Raw genomic sequence first — 18367 nt, 5'->3', positions numbered from 1 at the left:
CATGCTGAGTTATCTATTACGACGCATCTTGTTGATGATCCCGACGCTGCTCGGGATCACCATTGTGGTATTCACAGTAATGGCAGCAGCTCCTGGTGGAATCAGTGCTCAATCGCTGGTCGATGGCATGGAGCTGGAACCACAAAGCCGTCAGGCGCTGGAAGATTATTACAACAAACTATATGGGTTGGATAAACCGGCTCCGGTGCAATATGTTCGCTGGTTGAATAATATTTCACCGATTGGTTTTAAACGGCTGCCAGATGGCACATTTGGCGAGTTTTCGCTGTGGAAAGGCACCGATTTAGGGACCAGTTTCCGTTATGGTCGACCGGTCACCGATATGATCGCGGAACGCTTGCCAATCACGCTATTACTCAATCTAATTTCAATACCGCTGATTTATGCACTGGCTATTGGCATTGGTGTGCAAGCCGCTCGGCAACGTGGCGGTCGTTTTGACGTTACTTCAAATATTTTTCTGCTCGGCCTATGGTCCGTGCCAAGTATGTTGGCGGGCGTTTTGTTTATTGGTTTTTTTGCTTCAGAACAATATTGGCGCTGGTTTCCTACGGGCGGTTTGATGCGAAGAGAAACTGCGGATCAGACATTTCTGCCGCTGATGGCAAGCATGAGCGATGTGTTTATTACCTTTATCTGTGTCGCTTTGCTCACTGTCGCACTTATCAGCGCTGTGGTGACGTTTTCATTGAAGATACGACAGTTTGCCGGGCTTATTATCGGCGCTGTATTGGGCTATGCGATGGCCTTTAATCTGAACGGTGATCTGTTCGGTTTGCTGCATCTATTGCTGATTCCTTCAATGGCTATGTTAGTGAGACTCTTCGCGGGTCTGGGCAATATTGCACTGCGAATTGTCATTACAGGCGGATTCGCAGTTGGCTTTGGTTTAGCGTTATCAAACTTGCTGGGAGCTCAAGTTATACAGAGTGGTTATTTACTAGATCGGATGTGGCATCTTGTGTTGCCGGTTATCGCGCTTTCCTATGGTGGATTGGCATTTTTAGCCAAGTTAACGCGATCTTCACTGCTGGAAAATCTGGCAGCAGATTATGCTCGTACTGCCCGTGCTAAAGGTGTTGATGAAGAAACCGTTTTATGGCGCCATGTGTTTCGTAATTCGCTTTTACCATTAATAACTGTTTCAGCAACCTTACTACCGAGTTTATTGGCGGGTTCGGTGATTGTGGAAAGCATTTTCAGTATTGATGGTATGGGAAAGCTTGCTGTTGAAGCAGTACAAACCCGTGATCGGGAGCTGGTTTTATCTGTGACATTAATTTCCGGCCTGCTGACATTAGTTGGCTATTTACTGGCTGATATTGCTTATGCGATTGTCGATCCGAGGGTCAGTTATGACTGAACAAGTCGTTGAAATTCCAGTCAAGCAACCATCCAAATCCTGGGCACAACAGGTTGTTTCGTCATTACTAAAACGAACCAGTGCCAAGATTGGTCTGGCATGGATTGGCTTACTGGTGGTGATTGCTACTTTTTCACCGTTTCTGGCAAGCAGTCATCCGATTTATCTGGTGATTGATGGACAAGCCAGCAGCCCATTACTTAAACATATGCAAGCATTGGACTGGATCTGGTTGAGCGGGTTTTTTATCACCTTGGTTATTTCGGCGTTTTCGCTGGTGGCGTGGAAAAAGATTTTATTGTGGCTGGTAAGTATCGCGGTGGTTTCCGTTATTGCTTATGCAACAGTTTCACCCCCTATTCTGGTTGTTTATGAGCATTATCGTGAGCTGGAAGCGGAAGGCAAAGTAGAAAAAATCATTCGCGCCCCGATCCCCTATTCGGCAAAAGATTATCTGCGTGATTATGCCGATACTGGAATTGAATCACCGTTATCCGCACAGAACCGGATCCATTTGATGGGTACCGATGAAAATGGGGCTGATGTCGCTTCGCGGATGATTCATGCATCACGAATTGCGTTGGGTATCGGCTTTATTGCAACTGGAATCGCCTTAGTCATTGGCACTATTATCGGTGGCCTGATGGGCTATTTTTCGGGCATTGTCGATATTATCGGTATGCGCTTGGTGGAAATCTTTGAAGCGATACCAACCTTATTCCTGCTGTTATCATTTGTGGCGTTTTTTGGACGTTCCATTTACATGATGATGGTGATTATTGGCATAACAGCCTGGTCCGGCTATGCCCGATATGTGCGAGCAGAATTTCTCAAACTCAGGCAACAGGATTTTGTGCAAGCGGCCGTTGCCAGTGGTTTGCCTTTACGATCAATTTTGTTCCGTCATATGTTACCCAACGGCCTTGCACCCTTATTAGTGGCGACCAGTTTTGGTGTCGCATCAGCGATTTTAGCTGAAGCAACATTAAGTTTTCTTGGTCTGGGATTAGTGGACGATCCTTCTTGGGGCCAGTTACTTAATCAGGCAGTGCAATCGTCTACCTTTAACTGGTGGCTGGCGGTGTTTCCCGGCGGGGCAATTTTTATGACAGTATTTGCTTATAACCTGTTAGGCGAATCGTTACGTGATGCCGTTGATCCGCATACCAGTCGAGGTATGCAATCATGAAGTTACTGGAAGTTGAAAACCTAGTGACAGAGTTGGGTGAAGGTGAAAGCTGGCTGCGTGCAGTGAATAACATCAGCTTGGCGGTAGAGTCAGGACAAACCTATTGTCTGGTAGGCGAATCCGGCAGTGGCAAATCCGTAACAGCTTTATCTATTATGGGGCTGTTACCTCAAGATCATTTCCGCCATCCGGCGGGTAAGATTCGATTATCCGATCCGCAAGGCGAACTGGCGGATGTCGAGCTGCTTAATGCTGATACTGAAACGCTGCGAAAAGTACGTGGCAGTCGTATTGCAATGATTTTTCAGGAGCCGATGACTTCACTCAATCCAGTTCAAACCATTGGTGAACAATTGGATGAAGTGTTACAGATTCATCAGCCAGAACTCAGCGAAGAAGCCCGTAAACAAAGAGTTTTAGCTGCGCTTGAAGAAGTACGTATTCCTGAGCCAGCCAGCCGAATTCGTGAATTTCCTCATCGTTTATCCGGCGGTCAACGTCAGCGGGTGATGATTGCGATGGCGTTGATTTGCGAACCAGCATTGTTAATTGCTGATGAACCGACCACCGCACTTGATGTAACAGTACAGGCAGAAATACTTAAGTTGATGCGTGAACTGCAAACCAAGCGTGGAATGGGCATGTTATTTATTACCCATGATTTTGGCGTAGTGGCTCAGATTGCCGATGTGGTTGGTGTCATGCGTAAGGGCATCTTAGTTGAGAGTGGCACTACTGCTGAAGTGCTGCGTAATCCACAACATGAATATACACAAAGTTTGATTGCCGCATTACCCGAACGTCTACCCAGACCGGCTCGACCAGCAAAATCCGATAAGGTGTTGCTGGAAGTGAAAGATGTGTCAGTATATTTTCCGGTGCGTCGTGGATTGATGCGTCGTGTCGTTGATCAATTTCGAGCGGTAGATAACGTTTCATTACAAGTTAATGCCGGCGAAATTGTCGCCTTGGTGGGCGAGTCGGGTTGTGGCAAAACCACATTAGGACGAGCCTTATTAAGACTTCAGGATGTCACTGCAGGTAGCATTATTCTTGAAGGACAGGATATTACTCAGATATCAGCCAAGGCCATGCGCCCACTTCGACGTCGGATGCAGGTAGTGTTTCAGGATCCGGGTTCTAGCTTGAATCCTCGCTTACCCATTCACACCACACTAATTGAGCCGATGCGGGTACATGGTATAGGGCAAACTGATGCTGAACGGATTCAAATTGCAGCTCGGTTTTTGGATCGGGTTGAAATGCCAACCGATAGCTTATGGCGTTATCCCCATGAATTCTCCGGCGGCCAACGTCAACGTCTGGCGATTGCCAGAGCATTGGTATTGGAACCGCGATTTATTCTGTGTGATGAAATCACCTCAGCGCTGGATGTCTCAGTACAAGCCGGTATCTTAAAGTTATTAAGACAGCTGGTAGATGAAGAGGGCATTGGCATGTTGTTTATCACGCACAACATGGGTGTGGTGGATTATCTGGCGGATCGCATGGTAGTGATGCACAAAGCGCAATTAGTCGAGTCAGGCATTACCCAGCAAGTGATGAAATCACCACAGAATGCACATACCCGGAATTTACTGGATGCCGTACCGCGGCTGGATGATAAATATTTGGCTTCTGCTATCTGATTTGCCGTTTCAACCTGATTAATTGATTCACGCATCAACTTTTGTCAGCCAAATTGGTCTGCCTTAATAACAACTTAATTGCCGCTTATTAACTGATTTATCGTTATTGAAAGGATTTTACGATGCGTATTTTATTCTTACTGATTTCAAGTTTAATGCTATCTTTTTCAGCTCAAGCAGAAGAATCCTGCCCTGAGTTTCTTAACTACGAACTTCCTAAACTGCATTCCAATGAAACTGTGAACCTTTGTAGAGTTGCCAATGGCAAAGCATTACTTGTGGTTAATACAGCGAGTCATTGTGGCTATACCAAACAGTTTGAAGGTTTGGAGGCTTTACATCAGAAATATCAAGAAAGTGGTTTGATGGTAGTTGGTTTTGCCAGCAATGACTTTAATCAAGAAGCCAAAGACGAAGCAGAAGCCGAGCGGGTTTGCCGGGAAAATTTTGGTGTCACATTCACTATGATCGCGCCGAGTTTTGTGACTGGTCAGAAAGCGAACCCGGTGTTTCAGGAAATTAATCGCCAGAGTGAACAGCCCGGATGGAATTTCAGTAAATATCTGATCAACAAAGACGGCAAAGTTGTCGCCGCTTTTCCAAGCAAAGTTGAACCGAGTGACAAAAAGCTCACTGATGCGATTGAATCTTTGTTGTAACAGTCAACTACTACTGATCTAAAGCGATTCAAACAAGGCTAATTAAAAGTGTGAAGTTGGCACTGTTAATTAGCCTGATTTTTATATAGCAAAATTAAATTTTCGTTGTAGGATGTAGTAAAGCTGTGCCACTCATCACTACAAGGAAGCGATATGCGTGCGCTGGTCATCGACTTAAACAATTTCTCACGCTACCCCACGTTATCAGTGGGTTACCTGACAAGCGTGCTGCGAACAAATCAGATTGATGTAGATATTCTCTCACCATTTGCTAAGGGTGTAGCAGGCTATCCACGACTGACCCAAGCCAGGCGAAGGGAGCTTTATCTCAATTTCCTGAAACACTGGACTGCAGTTACTCCAAACAAGACGCTCAAACGTATTCGCAAAATTATTCAGCAAATATTTCATCCCGGTGGCTCAGAAGATAAAAAAGTCATATTGGAATATCTAGACGAGTTATTAAACAACACGCCGGACGTGGTGCTCATTTCTGCTTACACCATGTATTACGACATAAGCTATGCAATCGGTGAAATCTGTCAGCAGCGAGGGATTCCGGTCATTATCGGTGGCAGTGCTTTTGTGCATCCAGAAGTTGCGGCGTTATGGCATAACATCCCAGGTGTTTCAGCGGTTTATGCTGGAGAACCAGAACCGCATTTAATTTCGTTAATTAACGATGTGCTGGCTGGTAAAGATATTTCTGCGTATCGTGGTTTATACAAACCGACACAGCAGATGGTCGACGTAGCACCGCCGTTAGTGGCATTGGATCAACTCCCTTTCCCTGATTTTTCAGATTTTCCATGGCACGCCTATCCCAATAAAGTTATACCCTTGATGACCGGACGTGGTTGTGAATGGGATATTTGTACTTTTTGTTCGGATGTTAGCAGCGCCTCCGGCAGAACTTTTCGTAGCCGATCCATTGAAAATGTTATAGATGAAATGCGTTTCCAAAGTGCTCAATTTGCTACGAAATTATTTGTATTTCTCGATTTGAAACTTAATTCAGATTTATTTTTGTGGCGTGAATTGATCGAGCGCATCCCCAAAGAATTTCCCAATGCACTGTGGACGGCTTCGATTCATGTCGATTCACGGATGGACAACGGTTTATCAAAAGCTGATTTACAAAAAGCCGCTAAAGCCGGTCTAGTCAGAATTACCTGTGGTCTGGAATCGGGCAGTGCTCGAATGCTTAAGCAAATGGCAAAAGGTATAAAGCTAGATAGATTATCCCGGTTTTTACAAGATGCTCATGAAGCGGGAATAAGTGTTCGGATGACAGCCATAATTGGTTACCCGGGCGAGGAGGTAGCTGATGTAGACTTAACTACAGAGTTTATTGCCAAGCATACTCCGTATATTGAACGCATCATGCTAAACCGCTTTACATTAATGCCAAAAACGCCGATATCCCAACAGTTGGCCAATAATAGTGATAAATACCCTGAGTTTAGTATCAAACAGTTTGATGTCAATTCGGCAACCATTTCTCATAGCAATACTAAGCTTTCAACCAGATCGTATTATTGGGCAGCATTTCGATTAATGAAGGCGGTGCATGGTATAAACAAAAACTTAAATACCTTACTGCAAGAGAATTTGAAGGTGTTATGTAAAAGCATTGCCTGTCTAAAAAATAATTGAATTCATCACATTCGATTAATCTAGTTTATTCAGCCAATTAAGTATTTCAGTATTCGTCCGATAATACTCAATATTGCTTAACAGGTGTTTTATCAAAAATGTGCGCAACCATCCGAATTTTAAAGTGTTTTTTAGTGCGGTTTTATTAACATCGCGCTACTCTGAACATATGAGCAAACACGTTGAAAAATGGTTTTTTAATCGCACCTTTATTGTGTTTGTGATGGTGTGCTTATGGTTTATCGGTGCGTTAAGTTTACGCTTTTTCTACCATCAACAAGTTTCTGGCTATCAAAGCTCGATTCATTCCCAGATATCTCAGCGTGTCAGCATGTCATCGGCTTTGCAAGCAGAGCTGATTGATAAAGAATTTTCTTTTTTAGCGGCAAATCTTAAACAGCTCGGGTCGTTATCGGTTGAATCCCCAAAGCAAGTATCAGCATTTGCTATGAGGTTAAAAAATTTAAACCCGTCCATATGGCATATCACTATTGCTGATAGTAAGGGTGAGGTTACGTTTTCTACTAGAGTAGGCTATCAACCGCCAATTTCCTTACGGGATTACTTTGCAGAGCATTTAAAAAGTAATCAAATAAATTTTTTTATTTCCTCACCCAGACAATCCGTTATTCAGGAAAGTGCTTTATATATTGCGATGAGTTATCCCATTCGAAACCCAGAAGGCGAATTCTTGGGGGTGGCAGTTACCACATTAACAAGTGAAGCTCTGACTGCTCAGCTTGGAAAAATTACCAATAATAAAAATATTTCAGCTGTACTAACCGATCAGTTTGGCAAACTTATCTGGTCTTCCAATCTTGCTGATGGTCTGCAAAAAGGTGATGTTTACAGTCTATGCAAGGACAATAAATATCAGACATCGACTGATCTTGGCATCTATCGTATTAAATTGGATGACAATGCGCAGTGTGATTTTCAGTTTCTCGACAAATGGGGAATGTATTCCATAGTTGCGGAAAACCTTACCCCATCTAACCAGTTGATTCAGCGTTATCAAAACCAGATGGTCAAACGAAATATCATCATCTTGCTGGCTTTCTCGCTGTTATTAATGATTTTAGGTTATCAACTACTCAAACAGATTGAATCCAGACAGCTGTTGGCTGTTCTCAATCAACGCAATAAAGCCATTATTGATGCCATGCCTGATCTGCTGCTCACAATGCGAATAGACGGTACTATTATTGATTACGAAGTTGAAGAAAGTTTTCCTTTGCTCATGTCGGCAGATAAGTTAAATGGATTGAATATCAGCGAAGTATTAGAGCCTGAATTGGTTGAGAAAAAATTAGCTTTGATGGCCAGTACGGTGCTTACTGGTGAACCGGCAACACTTGAATATCCATTGATGGTAGAAGGCAAAGAATATTACTTTCTGGAACGCTTAACTGCATTGGATGATAAACATGTATTAGCGTTTATTATTGATATCACCAGCAGACGTGAGGCCGAAAGCAAACTGGAATGGCAGGCTTATCACGATGGTTTAACCGGACTAGCAAATCGTCTGATGTTTTTTGAGTTTATCAATAAACTCATTCAGGATTATCGTCGAAACAAACGCGAATTTACCATTCTGTTCATCGACTTAAATGGATTTAAAGCGATTAATGACAACTACGGCCACCATGCGGGAGATGAGATCCTCAAGCATACGGCGAATCATCTACTTAGTATCCTGCGGCAGACAGATACATTAGCAAGATTGGGTGGCGACGAATTTGCAGTTTTGTTACCAGAAACCTCACCAGCCCAAGCACAGCGTGTTATAGAAACCATCGCTGATGCAATTCAAAAACCGCTTGTTTATCTGGGTAACAGACTTTGTGTCACAGCCAGTATCGGAATGGCTTCATGCCCTCAAGATGCAACATCAGCAGATGAGTTAATAAACACAGCTGATAAACGCATGTATGAAGTCAAATTGACTGATCGTTAACTTGAGCCAATCTTAACTTCTGCTTGCGAACTAGCTATCAATAAGCTCGCAGTTCCTACATAACAGAACATGTTATTAACGAAAGCGGAAAGTTATTAATCCGGTATTACGACAGGACAAAAACTAACTACATTTAAAGTTATCAATCACTGACAACTAAAAAGGAATTAAACATGGAAGTTAAGATGCACGCAGATGCTAAGGCACAAAGAAAATGGCAACCTCAAGATAAAAAGCCGAATTTAATTCAATGGCTATTGGTGATTTCTTTTGGTGTATTTATTGGAAATGTTGCAACGATTGGCGTCGAACGCACCATTAGTTATTGGGAAATTTATCAAATTGCTAAATCCATAGAATCTGAAACCGAAAAAATGAAATTGAGAATGGATGCCCAAGGAAAAATTAATCGTGAACAAGTCAGAATTAGAGATATTGAAAACCAAAAGAGACAGGCTGGTTTGAGACAGGCCATCGAAACTTGCGAGTTTTGGCAGGAACAATTAGCTAAATCAAAATTGCCAGAACATAAAATGCACCGTGATAATGCTTGTGAAATGGTTGGTCATTTTAGATAAAGCTGGGAAATATAGAGTTAAATAAGGAATCAATACAAAATAAACAAAAAAGCAGTTATCAAATTAATGATAACTGCTTGATTGTATTTCAATTTTTGGTGCGCCTGGCACGATTCGAACGTGCGACCGCCTGGTTCGTAGCCAGGTACTCTATCCAGCTGAGCTACAGGCGCTTTAAAGCGTGAAATTTTACTGTTTTTTACTGATTATCACAAGGATAAATTAATAAAAATTTGGCGGAGAGCGAGGGATTCGAACCCTCGATAGGGGTTAACCTATACGCCCTTAGCAGGGGCGCGCCTTCAGCCGCTCGGCCAGCTCTCCATCAAGCCGGCCATTATACCAGCTGTGATGATTTTGGCTAGTCGAATTAATCAATTAACCTGCGTTTGATTGATCTTTTTCTGCTTGAATACGATCGTAAATTTCTTCACGATGAACTGTGACATCTTTTGGTGCATCAACACCGATTCGGACTTGATTACCTTTGACACCAAGAACGTTTACAACGACATCATCACCGATGATGAGAGACTCTCCAACGCGACGTGTAAGTATTAACATGTTTTTCCCCTTGCAGTATAAATTCTGGCACCGAGGGGAGGAGATTTAAGACTCCTTTCTTGAGCTAGGCCTCGTGCCAGTTCCGTTTATTCCATGTGAGAGATCTTTGTCTCCCTTCTTCTATGACAGCACCAAGCAATAAATTATCCGTGTGTCACTACTGCGGAAAAGTATATCAGGATAACTACACCTTATCGATAGGAAAAACTTCCTGATATCAATGGTTTAGTTACCCTGTTCAAGCTGGAATGCCTTGTGTAAAGCCCTTACACCTAGTTCCAGATATTTTTCGTCAACTACCACAGAAATCTTAATTTCTGATGTGGAGATCATGCTGATGTTGATATTTTCTTTTGCCAAGGTTTCAAACATGGTGCTGGCGATACCTGCATGTGAACGCATGCCCACACCGACCAGTGAAATTTTTGCAATATGTTCATCACCAGTTACTTCACGAGCCGCTAATGAAACGGATGTTTCTTTAAGTAGTTTTAACGCGGTTTGATAATCATTGCGATGCACTGTGAATGTGAAATCGGTAGTGGAATCATGCCCGGTGTTCTGGATGATCATATCCACTTCAATATTTTGTTTGGCAATCGGACCCAGAATCTTATGTGCGACACCTGGTTGATCAGGCACGCCTAGAATAGTTAGTTTTGCCTCGTCGCGATTAAAGGCAATACCTGAAATAAGCGCTTGTTCCATTGAGGGTTCCTCAGACGTAATTAATGTGCCGCCACCTTCGGTAAAAGATGAAAGTACGCGTAAAGGCACGTTGTATTTTCCAGCAAATTCGACGGAGCGGATTTGCAAAACTTTTGCGCCCAAGCTGGCCATTTCAAGCATTTCTTCAAAAGTAATGCGATCTAGTCGACGAGCTTCCGGGACAACACGTGGATCGGTGGTATAGACACCATCCACATCAGTATAAATTTGGCATTCATCAGCTTTTAACGCAGCAGCTAATGCAACAGCAGTGGTATCAGAGCCGCCACGACCGAGGGTGGTGATATTGCCTTGCTCATCACAACCTTGAAACCCCGCGACCACGACAACTTTGCCGTCGCTAAGATCTTGACGCATTTTTTCATCATCGATTTGCATGATGCGCGCTTTGTTATGAGCATCATCGGTGAGAATACGTACTTGTGATCCAGTATAGGACTGTGCTGGCATACCCATTTGTTGCAATGTCATGCTGAGCAGCGCGATAGTTACTTGTTCGCCAGTTGACAACAAAACGTCCAGCTCACGGCCACGTGGATCTGGATTAATTTCCTTCGCCAAAGCCAATAAACGATTAGTTTCACCACTCATAGCAGAAACGACAACTACGATATCGTGACCATCATTGCGATATTGAATAACTTTTTTAGCGACTTCTTGAATACGTTCAACAGAACCGACTGAAGTGCCGCCGTATTTTTGTACGATAAGTGCCATGACTTAATTTTCCAGCTTAGATGCCACCCAACTGGTGACGGAGTCGAGTGCAGCAGTTAAATTTTGTGGTTCGGTACCACCGCCTTGTGCCATATCTGGGCGGCCGCCGCCTTTACCACCGACTTGTGCAGCAACATGGGATACCAAATCGCCAGCGCGGATTTTATCGGTAATATCTTTCGATACACCAGCAATTAAGGTGATTTTTTCACCTTCTACTGCAGCCAGCACAATCGCGGCACTACCCAGTTTATTTTTTAGTTGATCAACGGTATCACGCAGGCTTTTCAGATCTGCCCCTTCCAGATTAGCGGCCAATACTTTTACTGAGCCGATTTCTGTCGCTGAAGCAGCCAAGTCGGAACCAGCACTGCTGGCTAGTTTTGACTTTAACGCTTCCAGTTCTTTTTCCAGCTGACGGGTGCGTTGCACCAATTGCTGAGTTTTTTCTTCGACATTATCTGCATTAGCTTTGACCATTTCTGAAATGCTGTTCAAGCGATTTTCAGATTGTTCAATATAATTTAATGCAGCTTCACCGGTAACAGCTTCGATACGGCGAACACCAGAAGCGATTCCAGTTTCATTGGTGATCTTCAGTAAGCCGATATCTCCAGTGCGCCCAACATGGGTGCCACCGCAGAGTTCAATCGAAAAGTCGCCCATGCTAAGTACACGAACTTCTTCATCATATTTTTCACCGAAAAGCGCCATCGCACCGCTTTTACGGGCTTTTTCAATCGGCATCAAACGTGTTTCAACGGTATAGTTAACACGGATTTGTTGATTAACTAAACGTTCTATTTCACGTAATTGTTCAGCAGAAACCGGTTCAAAATGCGAAAAGTCAAAACGCAGGCGTTGTGAATCAACCAATGAGCCTTTTTGGGTGACATGTTCACCAAGTACCGTGCGTAATGCGGCATGTAACAAGTGAGTGGCAGAATGATTTTGCGCGGTTGCCTGACGATTATGTTCATCAACATGCGCTATAACGGGTTGGCCTACTTCAAAGGTACCGTTTTTACATTCACCGATATGGGTGAACGCTTTACCTTGTTTACGAGTGTCTTTGACGATGAAATGAGCACCCGCTGTATTGATTTCACCTTGATCACCGATCTGACCACCGGATTCAGCATAAAACGGTGTGTGATCCAGAACGATAATGCCTTGCTGACCAGCGTGGAGTTTGTCGACATTTTCGCCATCAACCAGCAGGGCAGTGATCACGGCATCATGGCGCACATGATCGTAACCACAGAAAACAGTTTCACCATCAATCACCAGTGTTTCTGACAAACCTCCACCGAATTGGCTGGCGCTACGGGCACGAGTGCGTTGGGCTTCCATATGACGTTCAAAGCCAGCAACATCAATCGTTAATCCGCGTTCACGGGCGATATCAGCGGTGAGATCAATTGGAAAACCATAAGTGTCGTACAACAGGAAAATGGTTTCGCCAGGAATTTCTTTGTCAGCCATTTCATCAATAGCGTGATCCAGAATTTTTAGGCCGTTATCCAACGTATCGGCAAAGCGTTCTTCTTCAATTTTAAGTGCTTGTTCGACAATCGCCTGAGCTTTGGCAAGCTCCGGAAAGGCTTCGCCCATTTCCTCAACCAAAGGTGCAACGAGTTTGTAGAAGAAAGCTTCTTTTAAACCCAGTTTATGTCCATGGCGAATGGCACGACGAATAATGCGGCGCAATACATAACCGCGGCCTTCATTGGAAGGTTGCACACCATCGGTCACCATAAATGCACATGAGCGGATATGATCGGCAATAACTCGAAGTGATGTATTGCTGGAATCGGTAGTTCCGGATAATTGCTGAATCGATTTAATCAGATTCTGGAACAGATCGATATCGTAGTTATTGTGTTGGTGTTGTAATACGGCGGCCAGACGTTCCAGACCCATGCCGGTATCTACTGATGGTTTTGGTAGTGGTGTCAGTGTGCCGTCGGCAGAGCGATTAAACTGCATGAACACCAGATTCCAGATCTCGATATATCGATCACCATCTTCTTCTGGTGTGCCCGGCGGACCGCCAGCTACATCTGGGCCGTGATCAAAAAATATTTCAGAGCAGGGACCACATGGACCGGTATCACCCATTGACCAGAAGTTGTCTTTAGCCCCGATGCGAGAGAAGCGAGTAGCATCAACGCCGATTTCTTTTAACCAGATATCAGCGGCTTCATCGTCTTCTTCGAATACGGTGATCCATAATTTTTCGGCAGGCAGTTGCAGGGTTTCGGTCAGAAATTCCCAGGCATATTGAATCGCTTCGCGTTTGAAATAATCACCGAAACTGAAGTTACCCAGCATTTCAAAGAACGTATGGTGACGAGCGGTGTAGCCAACATTTTCCAGATCGTTATGTTTGCCACCAGCGCGCACACAACGTTGAGTTGTTGTTGCACGAGTGTATTTTCGCGTTTCCTGACCCAGGAACACTTCTTTGAACTGAACCATTCCAGCATTCGTAAATAATAATGTCGGATCATTGGCCGGTATTAATGGACTGCTGGAAACCACCTCGTGACCTTTGTCAGCGAAGAAGTCCAGAAACAATTTGCGTATATCAGCGCTCGTTTTCATTAGTTCAGTTCAAACTTTCCGTTATTTGTTCATGAGTAAAGCCCCGATATTGTAAAAACCGCATCTGCTTGGCACGGTCTTTAAAATCATCGGGGCTCTGCTCGCCAAAACGCTTGCATCGTACTTCGATAGCAAGCGCAAACCAATCAGTTTCTGCCTGTTGCATGGTGGAATTAATAAGCTCATCCGCCACGCCTTTTTGTTTCATTTCTTGTCTGATTCGCAACTCTCCATATCCCCGGAGAGCGCGAGAACGAATAAACGCTTCGGCAAAACGTTCATCATTTTGTAAGCCACTTTGTTGCAGCTTTTCTAAAGCGGCATGAATTTTATCCGTTTCATGACCAGCTTGTTGAAGTTTTTGCTGTAATTCAACAGCACTATGTTCTCGTCTGGCTAAATAGCCAACTGCTTGTTCGGTTGCAGAGCGGGACTTCACGCGTCGATTTCATCATCCACTGGGGTTTCAGCACTGACCTTGATGTTCTTTGGCAACATCACCGCACGGATTTTGGCTTCGATTTCCTTAGCCATTTGTGGATGTTCTTTCAGATAAATCCGCACGTTATCTTTACCTTGGCCAATGCGGTTACCATCATAGCTGTACCATGCGCCAGATTTTTCAACGATGTTTTCATTGACACCCAGATCGATCAGCTCACCTTCACGGGAAATACCTTCACCGTAAAGAATGTCGAATTCAACTTGTTTGAATGGTGGCGCGACCTTGTTTTTCACCACTTTTACGCGGGTTTCGTTACCAAGGATTTCATCGCCTTTCTTGATAGCGCCAATTCGGCGGATATCCAGACGAACAGAAGCATAGAATTTCAGTGCATTACCACCAGTTGTGGTTTCGGGGTTACCAAACATGACGCCGATCTTCATACGAATTTGATTGATAAATATAACCAACGTGTTGGAACGTTTGATATTGGCGGTCAGTTTACGCAAAGCTTGTGACATAAGGCGTGCTTGCAAGCCCATATGGCTGTCACCCATATCGCCTTCGATTTCAGCTTTAGGGGTCAAAGCGGCGACTGAGTCAACTACCACGATATCCACGGCACCTGAACGTACCAACATATCGGTGATTTCCAGCGCTTGTTCACCGGTATCAGGTTGTGAGACCAGCAAATCGTCAATGTTAACACCTAATTTTTCAGCATAAAGCGGGTCAAGGGCATGTTCAGCGTCAACAAACGCGGCAGTGCCACCCAGCTTTTGCATTTCTGCAATAACGTGCAAGGTCAACGTGGTTTTACCTGATGACTCAGGACCGTAGATTTCAACTACACGACCACGTGGTAAACCACCAATACCCAATGCAACGTCAAGTCCAATAGAGCCCGTTGATACCGCATCGATATCACGGTGGGCAGTTCCATCGCCCAAACGCATGACCGCACCTTTGCCAAATTGTTTTTCGATTTGACCTAAGGCTGCGCCAAGCGCTTTCTTCTTGTTTTCATCCATTTGGTGTGCCCTTTAGCTGATATCAAAGAACTATGGATTATCACACAGATAGCCATGTCTCACCAGCGTCTATTCGTGTTTCAAGCAAGCATTTTGAGGATAATAATTTTGTAGTGGAGGTCAGGCGTAATATTCGGTGGAAGCTAACTTTTTAACTAAACCGTCAAGTGCGATAAATACCGCTTGGCGGCGAATGAATTCGCGATTGCCACGCAGAAGAAATGTATTACAAAAGGCACTTTGTTTATCAGCCCAGGCAAAACAAACTGTTCCGACTGGCTTTTCTGCTGAACCACCATCCGGACCTGCAATGCCACTTATCGCAACAGCAATATCTGCGTCGAAATTATTGACTGCGCCGGTTGCCATTTCTATCACCGTTTGTTCGCTGACAGCGCCAAATTGCTCCAGGGTGCTGAGTTTGACATCCAGATGCTGTTGTTTGATTTGATTGCTGTAACTGACGATGCCGCCTTCAAACCAGGTGGAGCTGCCAGGCAAATCTGTGCAACATTTTGCCAGCCAGCCTCCAGTGCAGGATTCGGCTGTAACTAATCGCAAGCCTTTTGATTGAAGCGCTTGTGCCAGTTGCAGGGTAAGCTGATAAAGTGTTGCGTCAGAATAATCTTGCATACGCTAAACTATAAAAATGACTGAAAAACCTAATCATACGCCAATGATGCAGCAATATCTGCGCATCAAGGCCGAGCATCCAGAATTGTTATTGTTTTATCGAATGGGCGACTTTTATGAGTTGTTTTTCGATGATGCGCATAAAGCTGCTGAATTGCTGGACATTACGCTAACAGCTCGTGGCAATAGCAATGGTGCGCCGATTCCAATGGCGGGTGTGCCTTACCATGCTGCAGATGGCTATCTGGCACGTTTACTTAAAGCCGGAGTAGCGGTTGCTATTTGCGAGCAAATTGGTGATCCGGCAACCAGCAAAGGCCCGGTAGATCGTAAAGTGGTGAGGGTGTTAACGCCCGGCACATTAACCGATGAAGCCTTGCTCGACAGTAAGCAGGAAAATCTACTGGTTGCGATTGCAAAGCAAAAGGATCACTACGGACTGGCTGTTGCTGAGATCAGCAGTGGACGATTTGAGGTATGTCAGCATCAATCCTTAAATGATTTATTAGCTGATTTAGCCAGACTGAAACCAGCAGAAATGCTGATTGATGACAGTCATGGCAGTACATTTAATAGTTATGAGAAACAGCTGAAATTCGTGCCAGAATGGCATTTTGGGCTTGATGCAGCCCGCCGCCGCTTGTGCGAGCATTTTGGTACCACGGATTTAAAAGGTTATGGCTGTGACGAGTTGCCGTTAGCAATTATGGCAGCAGGATGTTTATTAAATTACGCTCAGCAGACACATCGCACAGCACTGCCTCAATTACGCAAAATCACCGTTGAAACACCAGCCGACAGTATTCGTATCGATCCTCAATCCAGACGTAATCTTGAGCTGGAACAAAACCTGTCGGGTGGTCGTGAAAATACCTTATTGTCAGTGATTGATAATACTGTTACGCCGATGGGAACACGTTTACTTCGACGTTGGTTATTACAGCCAAAACGCGATTTAATCATTCTACAACAACGCCAGACGGCGATTGGCAACCTTATTGAACAAGATGTCATTGCTGCTGTTCAAACCCTGTTAAAACCGTTAGGTGATATTGAACGCATTGTTACCCGAGTAGCGCTTGGCAGTGCCAGACCTCGAGACTTTGTGCAATTACGTCGAATGCTGACGGCGTTACCGAGTCTGCATCAAGAATTATCAGGCTCTCAAGCCCGATTGTTGAAACAGATTGATCGTGAGTTGGGTACCTTTCCGGAATTGCTTGAATTATTAAATGAAGCGATTGTGGAAGAGCCGCCGGTACTTATACGTGATGGCGGAGTGATTGCTGAAGGCTATCATGCGGAACTGGATCGGTTGCGTAATCTGCATCTAAATGCCAACGACTTTCTACGTGAACTGGAACAGCGTGAACGAGAGCGTACAGGGGTTAACACCTTAAAGGTTGGCTATAACAAAGTTCACGGTTTTTATATCGAAATCAGTCGCGCTCACAACATTCAGTTACCGGCTGACTATCAACGCAGACAAACACTGAAAAATGCCGAGCGTTATATTACTGCAGAGCTGAAAACCCATGAGGATCAGGTGCTCAGTGCCAGTGAAAAAGCATTGGTCTTGGAAAAATCTTTGTATGAAGAGCTGTTTAAATTAATTCATCCGGAGCTGGCAGCACTGACCCATTGTGCAGCTGCATTAGCTGAGCTTGATGTGTTGAACAATCTGGCGGAACGGGCACAAACGCTAAATTATGTCGCGCCGCAGTTAACATTGGACAAAGGATTGTCGATTCAGGCCGGACGACATCCTGTGGTCGAGGCTGTGCAGAAAACTCATTTCTGTCCTAATGACTTACAGTTAAGTGAACAATCGATGCTGGTGATTACTGGACCGAATATGGGCGGGAAATCCACCTATATGCGACAGACGGCATTGATTGTGATCATGGCGTATATGGGAAGTTATGTTCCCGCAGAATCGGCCGTTATCGGCCCAATTGATCAGATTTTTACTCGCATTGGTGCCAGTGATGACTTGGCGTCTGGGCGTTCAACCTTCATGGTTGAAATGAATGAGGCGGCCAATATTCTGAATAATGCTACGGCACAAAGCCTGGTGTTAATGGATGAAGTGGGGCGCGGCACCAGCACGTTTGACGGGTTGGCGCTGGCCTGGAGCTGCGCTGAAAAACTAGTGCGAGATATCGGTGCTTATACTTTATTTGCCACACATTATTTCGAAATGACCCAGTTGCCAGGGTTGTATGACAAAGCCTTAAATGTGCATCTTGATGCGATTGAGCATGGCGACAAGATTGTATTTCTGCATCAATTAAAACCAGGTGCGGCCAATCAGAGTTATGGACTGCAGGTGGCGCAACTTGCCGGGTTACCCAATGATGTGATTCAAGCTGCTAAACATAAATTGGCGAATTTGGAATCACAACGAACTGTAGGTTCAAATATGCAGGAACAACTACCCCAACCTGATTTATTTGCTCAACAGGATAATTCAGTTCTGCTGAACAAAATTGAACAAATCAATCCTGATGAATTAACGCCTAAAGCCGCTTTGGAATTACTCTACGAGCTTAAAAAGCTCATTTGA

General features: G+C 44.3%; 14 protein-coding genes and 2 tRNA genes. 8 read left to right on the top strand and 8 right to left on the bottom strand.

The window, feature by feature from the left end; all coding sequences use genetic code 11:
* Position 1 precedes the first annotated feature (1 nt).
* The 7 genes from A9E74_RS03545 to A9E74_RS03515 all read left to right on the top strand — a co-directional run bounded on the left by A9E74_RS03545 (position 2) and on the right by A9E74_RS03515 (position 9075).
* Complete coding sequence (locus A9E74_RS03545; RefSeq protein ID WP_069295273.1) at positions 2–1384, top strand: ABC transporter permease; 1383 nt, start codon at positions 2–4, stop codon at positions 1382–1384.
* Entirely contained in the window at positions 1377–2573 is a 1197-nt protein-coding gene (locus A9E74_RS03540) for an ABC transporter permease (protein WP_069295272.1), read from the top strand. Before A9E74_RS03545 ends, A9E74_RS03540 begins: the two co-directional genes overlap by 8 nt.
* Positions 2570–4222: an ABC transporter ATP-binding protein gene (locus A9E74_RS03535; RefSeq protein WP_069295271.1), complete on the top strand. Its 1653-nt coding sequence runs from the start codon at positions 2570–2572 to the stop codon at positions 4220–4222. The genes A9E74_RS03540 and A9E74_RS03535 overlap by 4 nt, the downstream gene beginning before the upstream one ends.
* Positions 4223–4344: 122 nt before the next feature.
* On the top strand, positions 4345–4881 hold the full coding sequence (locus tag A9E74_RS03530; protein ID WP_069295270.1) for a glutathione peroxidase: 537 nt from the start codon (positions 4345–4347) through the stop codon (positions 4879–4881).
* Positions 4882–5034: 153 nt separating this feature from the next.
* Positions 5035–6537, top strand: coding sequence for a B12-binding domain-containing radical SAM protein (locus tag A9E74_RS03525; RefSeq protein WP_069295269.1), 1503 nt, complete (start codon positions 5035–5037; stop codon positions 6535–6537).
* Between the two features lie 169 nt (positions 6538–6706).
* Positions 6707–8497, top strand: a complete 1791-nt coding sequence (locus A9E74_RS03520; RefSeq protein WP_141696759.1) for a sensor domain-containing diguanylate cyclase — start codon at positions 6707–6709, stop codon at positions 8495–8497.
* Between the two features lie 173 nt (positions 8498–8670).
* A complete protein-coding gene (locus A9E74_RS03515; protein WP_069295267.1) occupies positions 8671–9075 on the top strand; it encodes a hypothetical protein in 405 nt (134 codons plus the stop codon).
* Positions 9076–9171: 96 nt separating this feature from the next.
* Here A9E74_RS03515 and A9E74_RS03510 read toward each other — a convergent pair.
* From A9E74_RS03510 to A9E74_RS03475, 8 genes are all read right to left on the bottom strand, one after another.
* A tRNA-Arg gene (locus A9E74_RS03510) sits at positions 9172–9248 on the bottom strand.
* A 61-nt stretch (positions 9249–9309) separates the two neighbouring features.
* Positions 9310–9399 (bottom strand) — tRNA-Ser (locus tag A9E74_RS03505).
* Positions 9400–9453: 54 nt separating this feature from the next.
* Positions 9454–9639 carry a carbon storage regulator CsrA gene (gene csrA, locus A9E74_RS03500; RefSeq protein ID WP_014706856.1) on the bottom strand — a complete coding sequence of 62 codons (186 nt, stop codon included), beginning with the start codon at positions 9637–9639 and terminating at the stop codon, positions 9454–9456.
* A gap of 225 nt (positions 9640–9864) precedes the next feature.
* The gene (locus tag A9E74_RS03495) at positions 9865–11085 is read right to left on the bottom strand and encodes an aspartate kinase (protein WP_069295266.1); all 1221 of its coding nucleotides are present in this window, start codon (positions 11083–11085) and stop codon (positions 9865–9867) included.
* A gap of 3 nt (positions 11086–11088) precedes the next feature.
* Complete coding sequence (alaS, locus tag A9E74_RS03490; RefSeq protein WP_069295265.1) at positions 11089–13692, bottom strand: alanine--tRNA ligase; 2604 nt, start codon at positions 13690–13692, stop codon at positions 11089–11091.
* 4 nt (positions 13693–13696) lie between these two features.
* On the bottom strand, positions 13697–14131 hold the full coding sequence (recX, locus tag A9E74_RS03485; RefSeq protein WP_069295264.1) for a recombination regulator RecX: 435 nt from the start codon (positions 14129–14131) through the stop codon (positions 13697–13699).
* Positions 14128–15168, bottom strand: a complete 1041-nt coding sequence (gene recA, locus A9E74_RS03480) for a recombinase RecA (protein WP_069295263.1) — start codon at positions 15166–15168, stop codon at positions 14128–14130. Before recA ends, recX begins: the two co-directional genes overlap by 4 nt.
* Positions 15169–15288: 120 nt before the next feature.
* The gene (locus A9E74_RS03475; protein ID WP_069295262.1) at positions 15289–15801 is read right to left on the bottom strand and encodes a CinA family protein; all 513 of its coding nucleotides are present in this window, start codon (positions 15799–15801) and stop codon (positions 15289–15291) included.
* A 16-nt stretch (positions 15802–15817) separates the two neighbouring features.
* Here A9E74_RS03475 and mutS point away from each other — a divergent pair, with 16 nt between their 5' ends.
* Entirely contained in the window at positions 15818–18367 is a 2550-nt protein-coding gene (gene mutS / locus A9E74_RS03470; RefSeq protein WP_069295261.1) for a DNA mismatch repair protein MutS, read from the top strand.

It is taken from the genome of Methylophaga muralis, assembly GCF_001720165.1.
In the GTDB taxonomy this organism is placed as follows: domain Bacteria; phylum Pseudomonadota; class Gammaproteobacteria; order Nitrosococcales; family Methylophagaceae; genus Methylophaga; species Methylophaga muralis.
Note: the sequence above shows the minus strand (reverse complement) of the source record. Positions and strands in the feature narration are given on the sequence as shown.

Excerpts from the sequence above, each read along its gene's own strand:
- csrA (WP_014706856.1), bottom strand. The coding sequence starts at position 9,639 with ATGTTAATACTTACACGTCGCGTTGGAGAGTCTCTCATCATCGGTGAT.
- A9E74_RS03495 (WP_069295266.1), bottom strand. The coding sequence starts at position 11,085 with ATGGCACTTATCGTACAAAAATACGGCGGCACTTCAGTCGGTTCTGTT.
- A9E74_RS03475 (WP_069295262.1), bottom strand. The coding sequence starts at position 15,801 with ATGCAAGATTATTCTGACGCAACACTTTATCAGCTTACCCTGCAACTG.
- recA (WP_069295263.1), bottom strand. The coding sequence starts at position 15,168 with ATGGATGAAAACAAGAAGAAAGCGCTTGGCGCAGCCTTAGGTCAAATC.
- A9E74_RS03525 (WP_069295269.1), top strand. The coding sequence starts at position 5,035 with ATGCGTGCGCTGGTCATCGACTTAAACAATTTCTCACGCTACCCCACG.
- A9E74_RS03540 (WP_069295272.1), top strand. The coding sequence starts at position 1,377 with ATGACTGAACAAGTCGTTGAAATTCCAGTCAAGCAACCATCCAAATCC.
- A9E74_RS03520 (WP_141696759.1), top strand. The coding sequence starts at position 6,707 with ATGAGCAAACACGTTGAAAAATGGTTTTTTAATCGCACCTTTATTGTG.
- mutS (WP_069295261.1), top strand. The coding sequence starts at position 15,818 with ATGACTGAAAAACCTAATCATACGCCAATGATGCAGCAATATCTGCGC.
- A9E74_RS03545 (WP_069295273.1), top strand. The coding sequence starts at position 2 with ATGCTGAGTTATCTATTACGACGCATCTTGTTGATGATCCCGACGCTG.
- A9E74_RS03535 (WP_069295271.1), top strand. The coding sequence starts at position 2,570 with ATGAAGTTACTGGAAGTTGAAAACCTAGTGACAGAGTTGGGTGAAGGT.
- A9E74_RS03530 (WP_069295270.1), top strand. The coding sequence starts at position 4,345 with ATGCGTATTTTATTCTTACTGATTTCAAGTTTAATGCTATCTTTTTCA.
- alaS (WP_069295265.1), bottom strand. The coding sequence starts at position 13,692 with ATGAAAACGAGCGCTGATATACGCAAATTGTTTCTGGACTTCTTCGCT.
- A9E74_RS03515 (WP_069295267.1), top strand. The coding sequence starts at position 8,671 with ATGGAAGTTAAGATGCACGCAGATGCTAAGGCACAAAGAAAATGGCAA.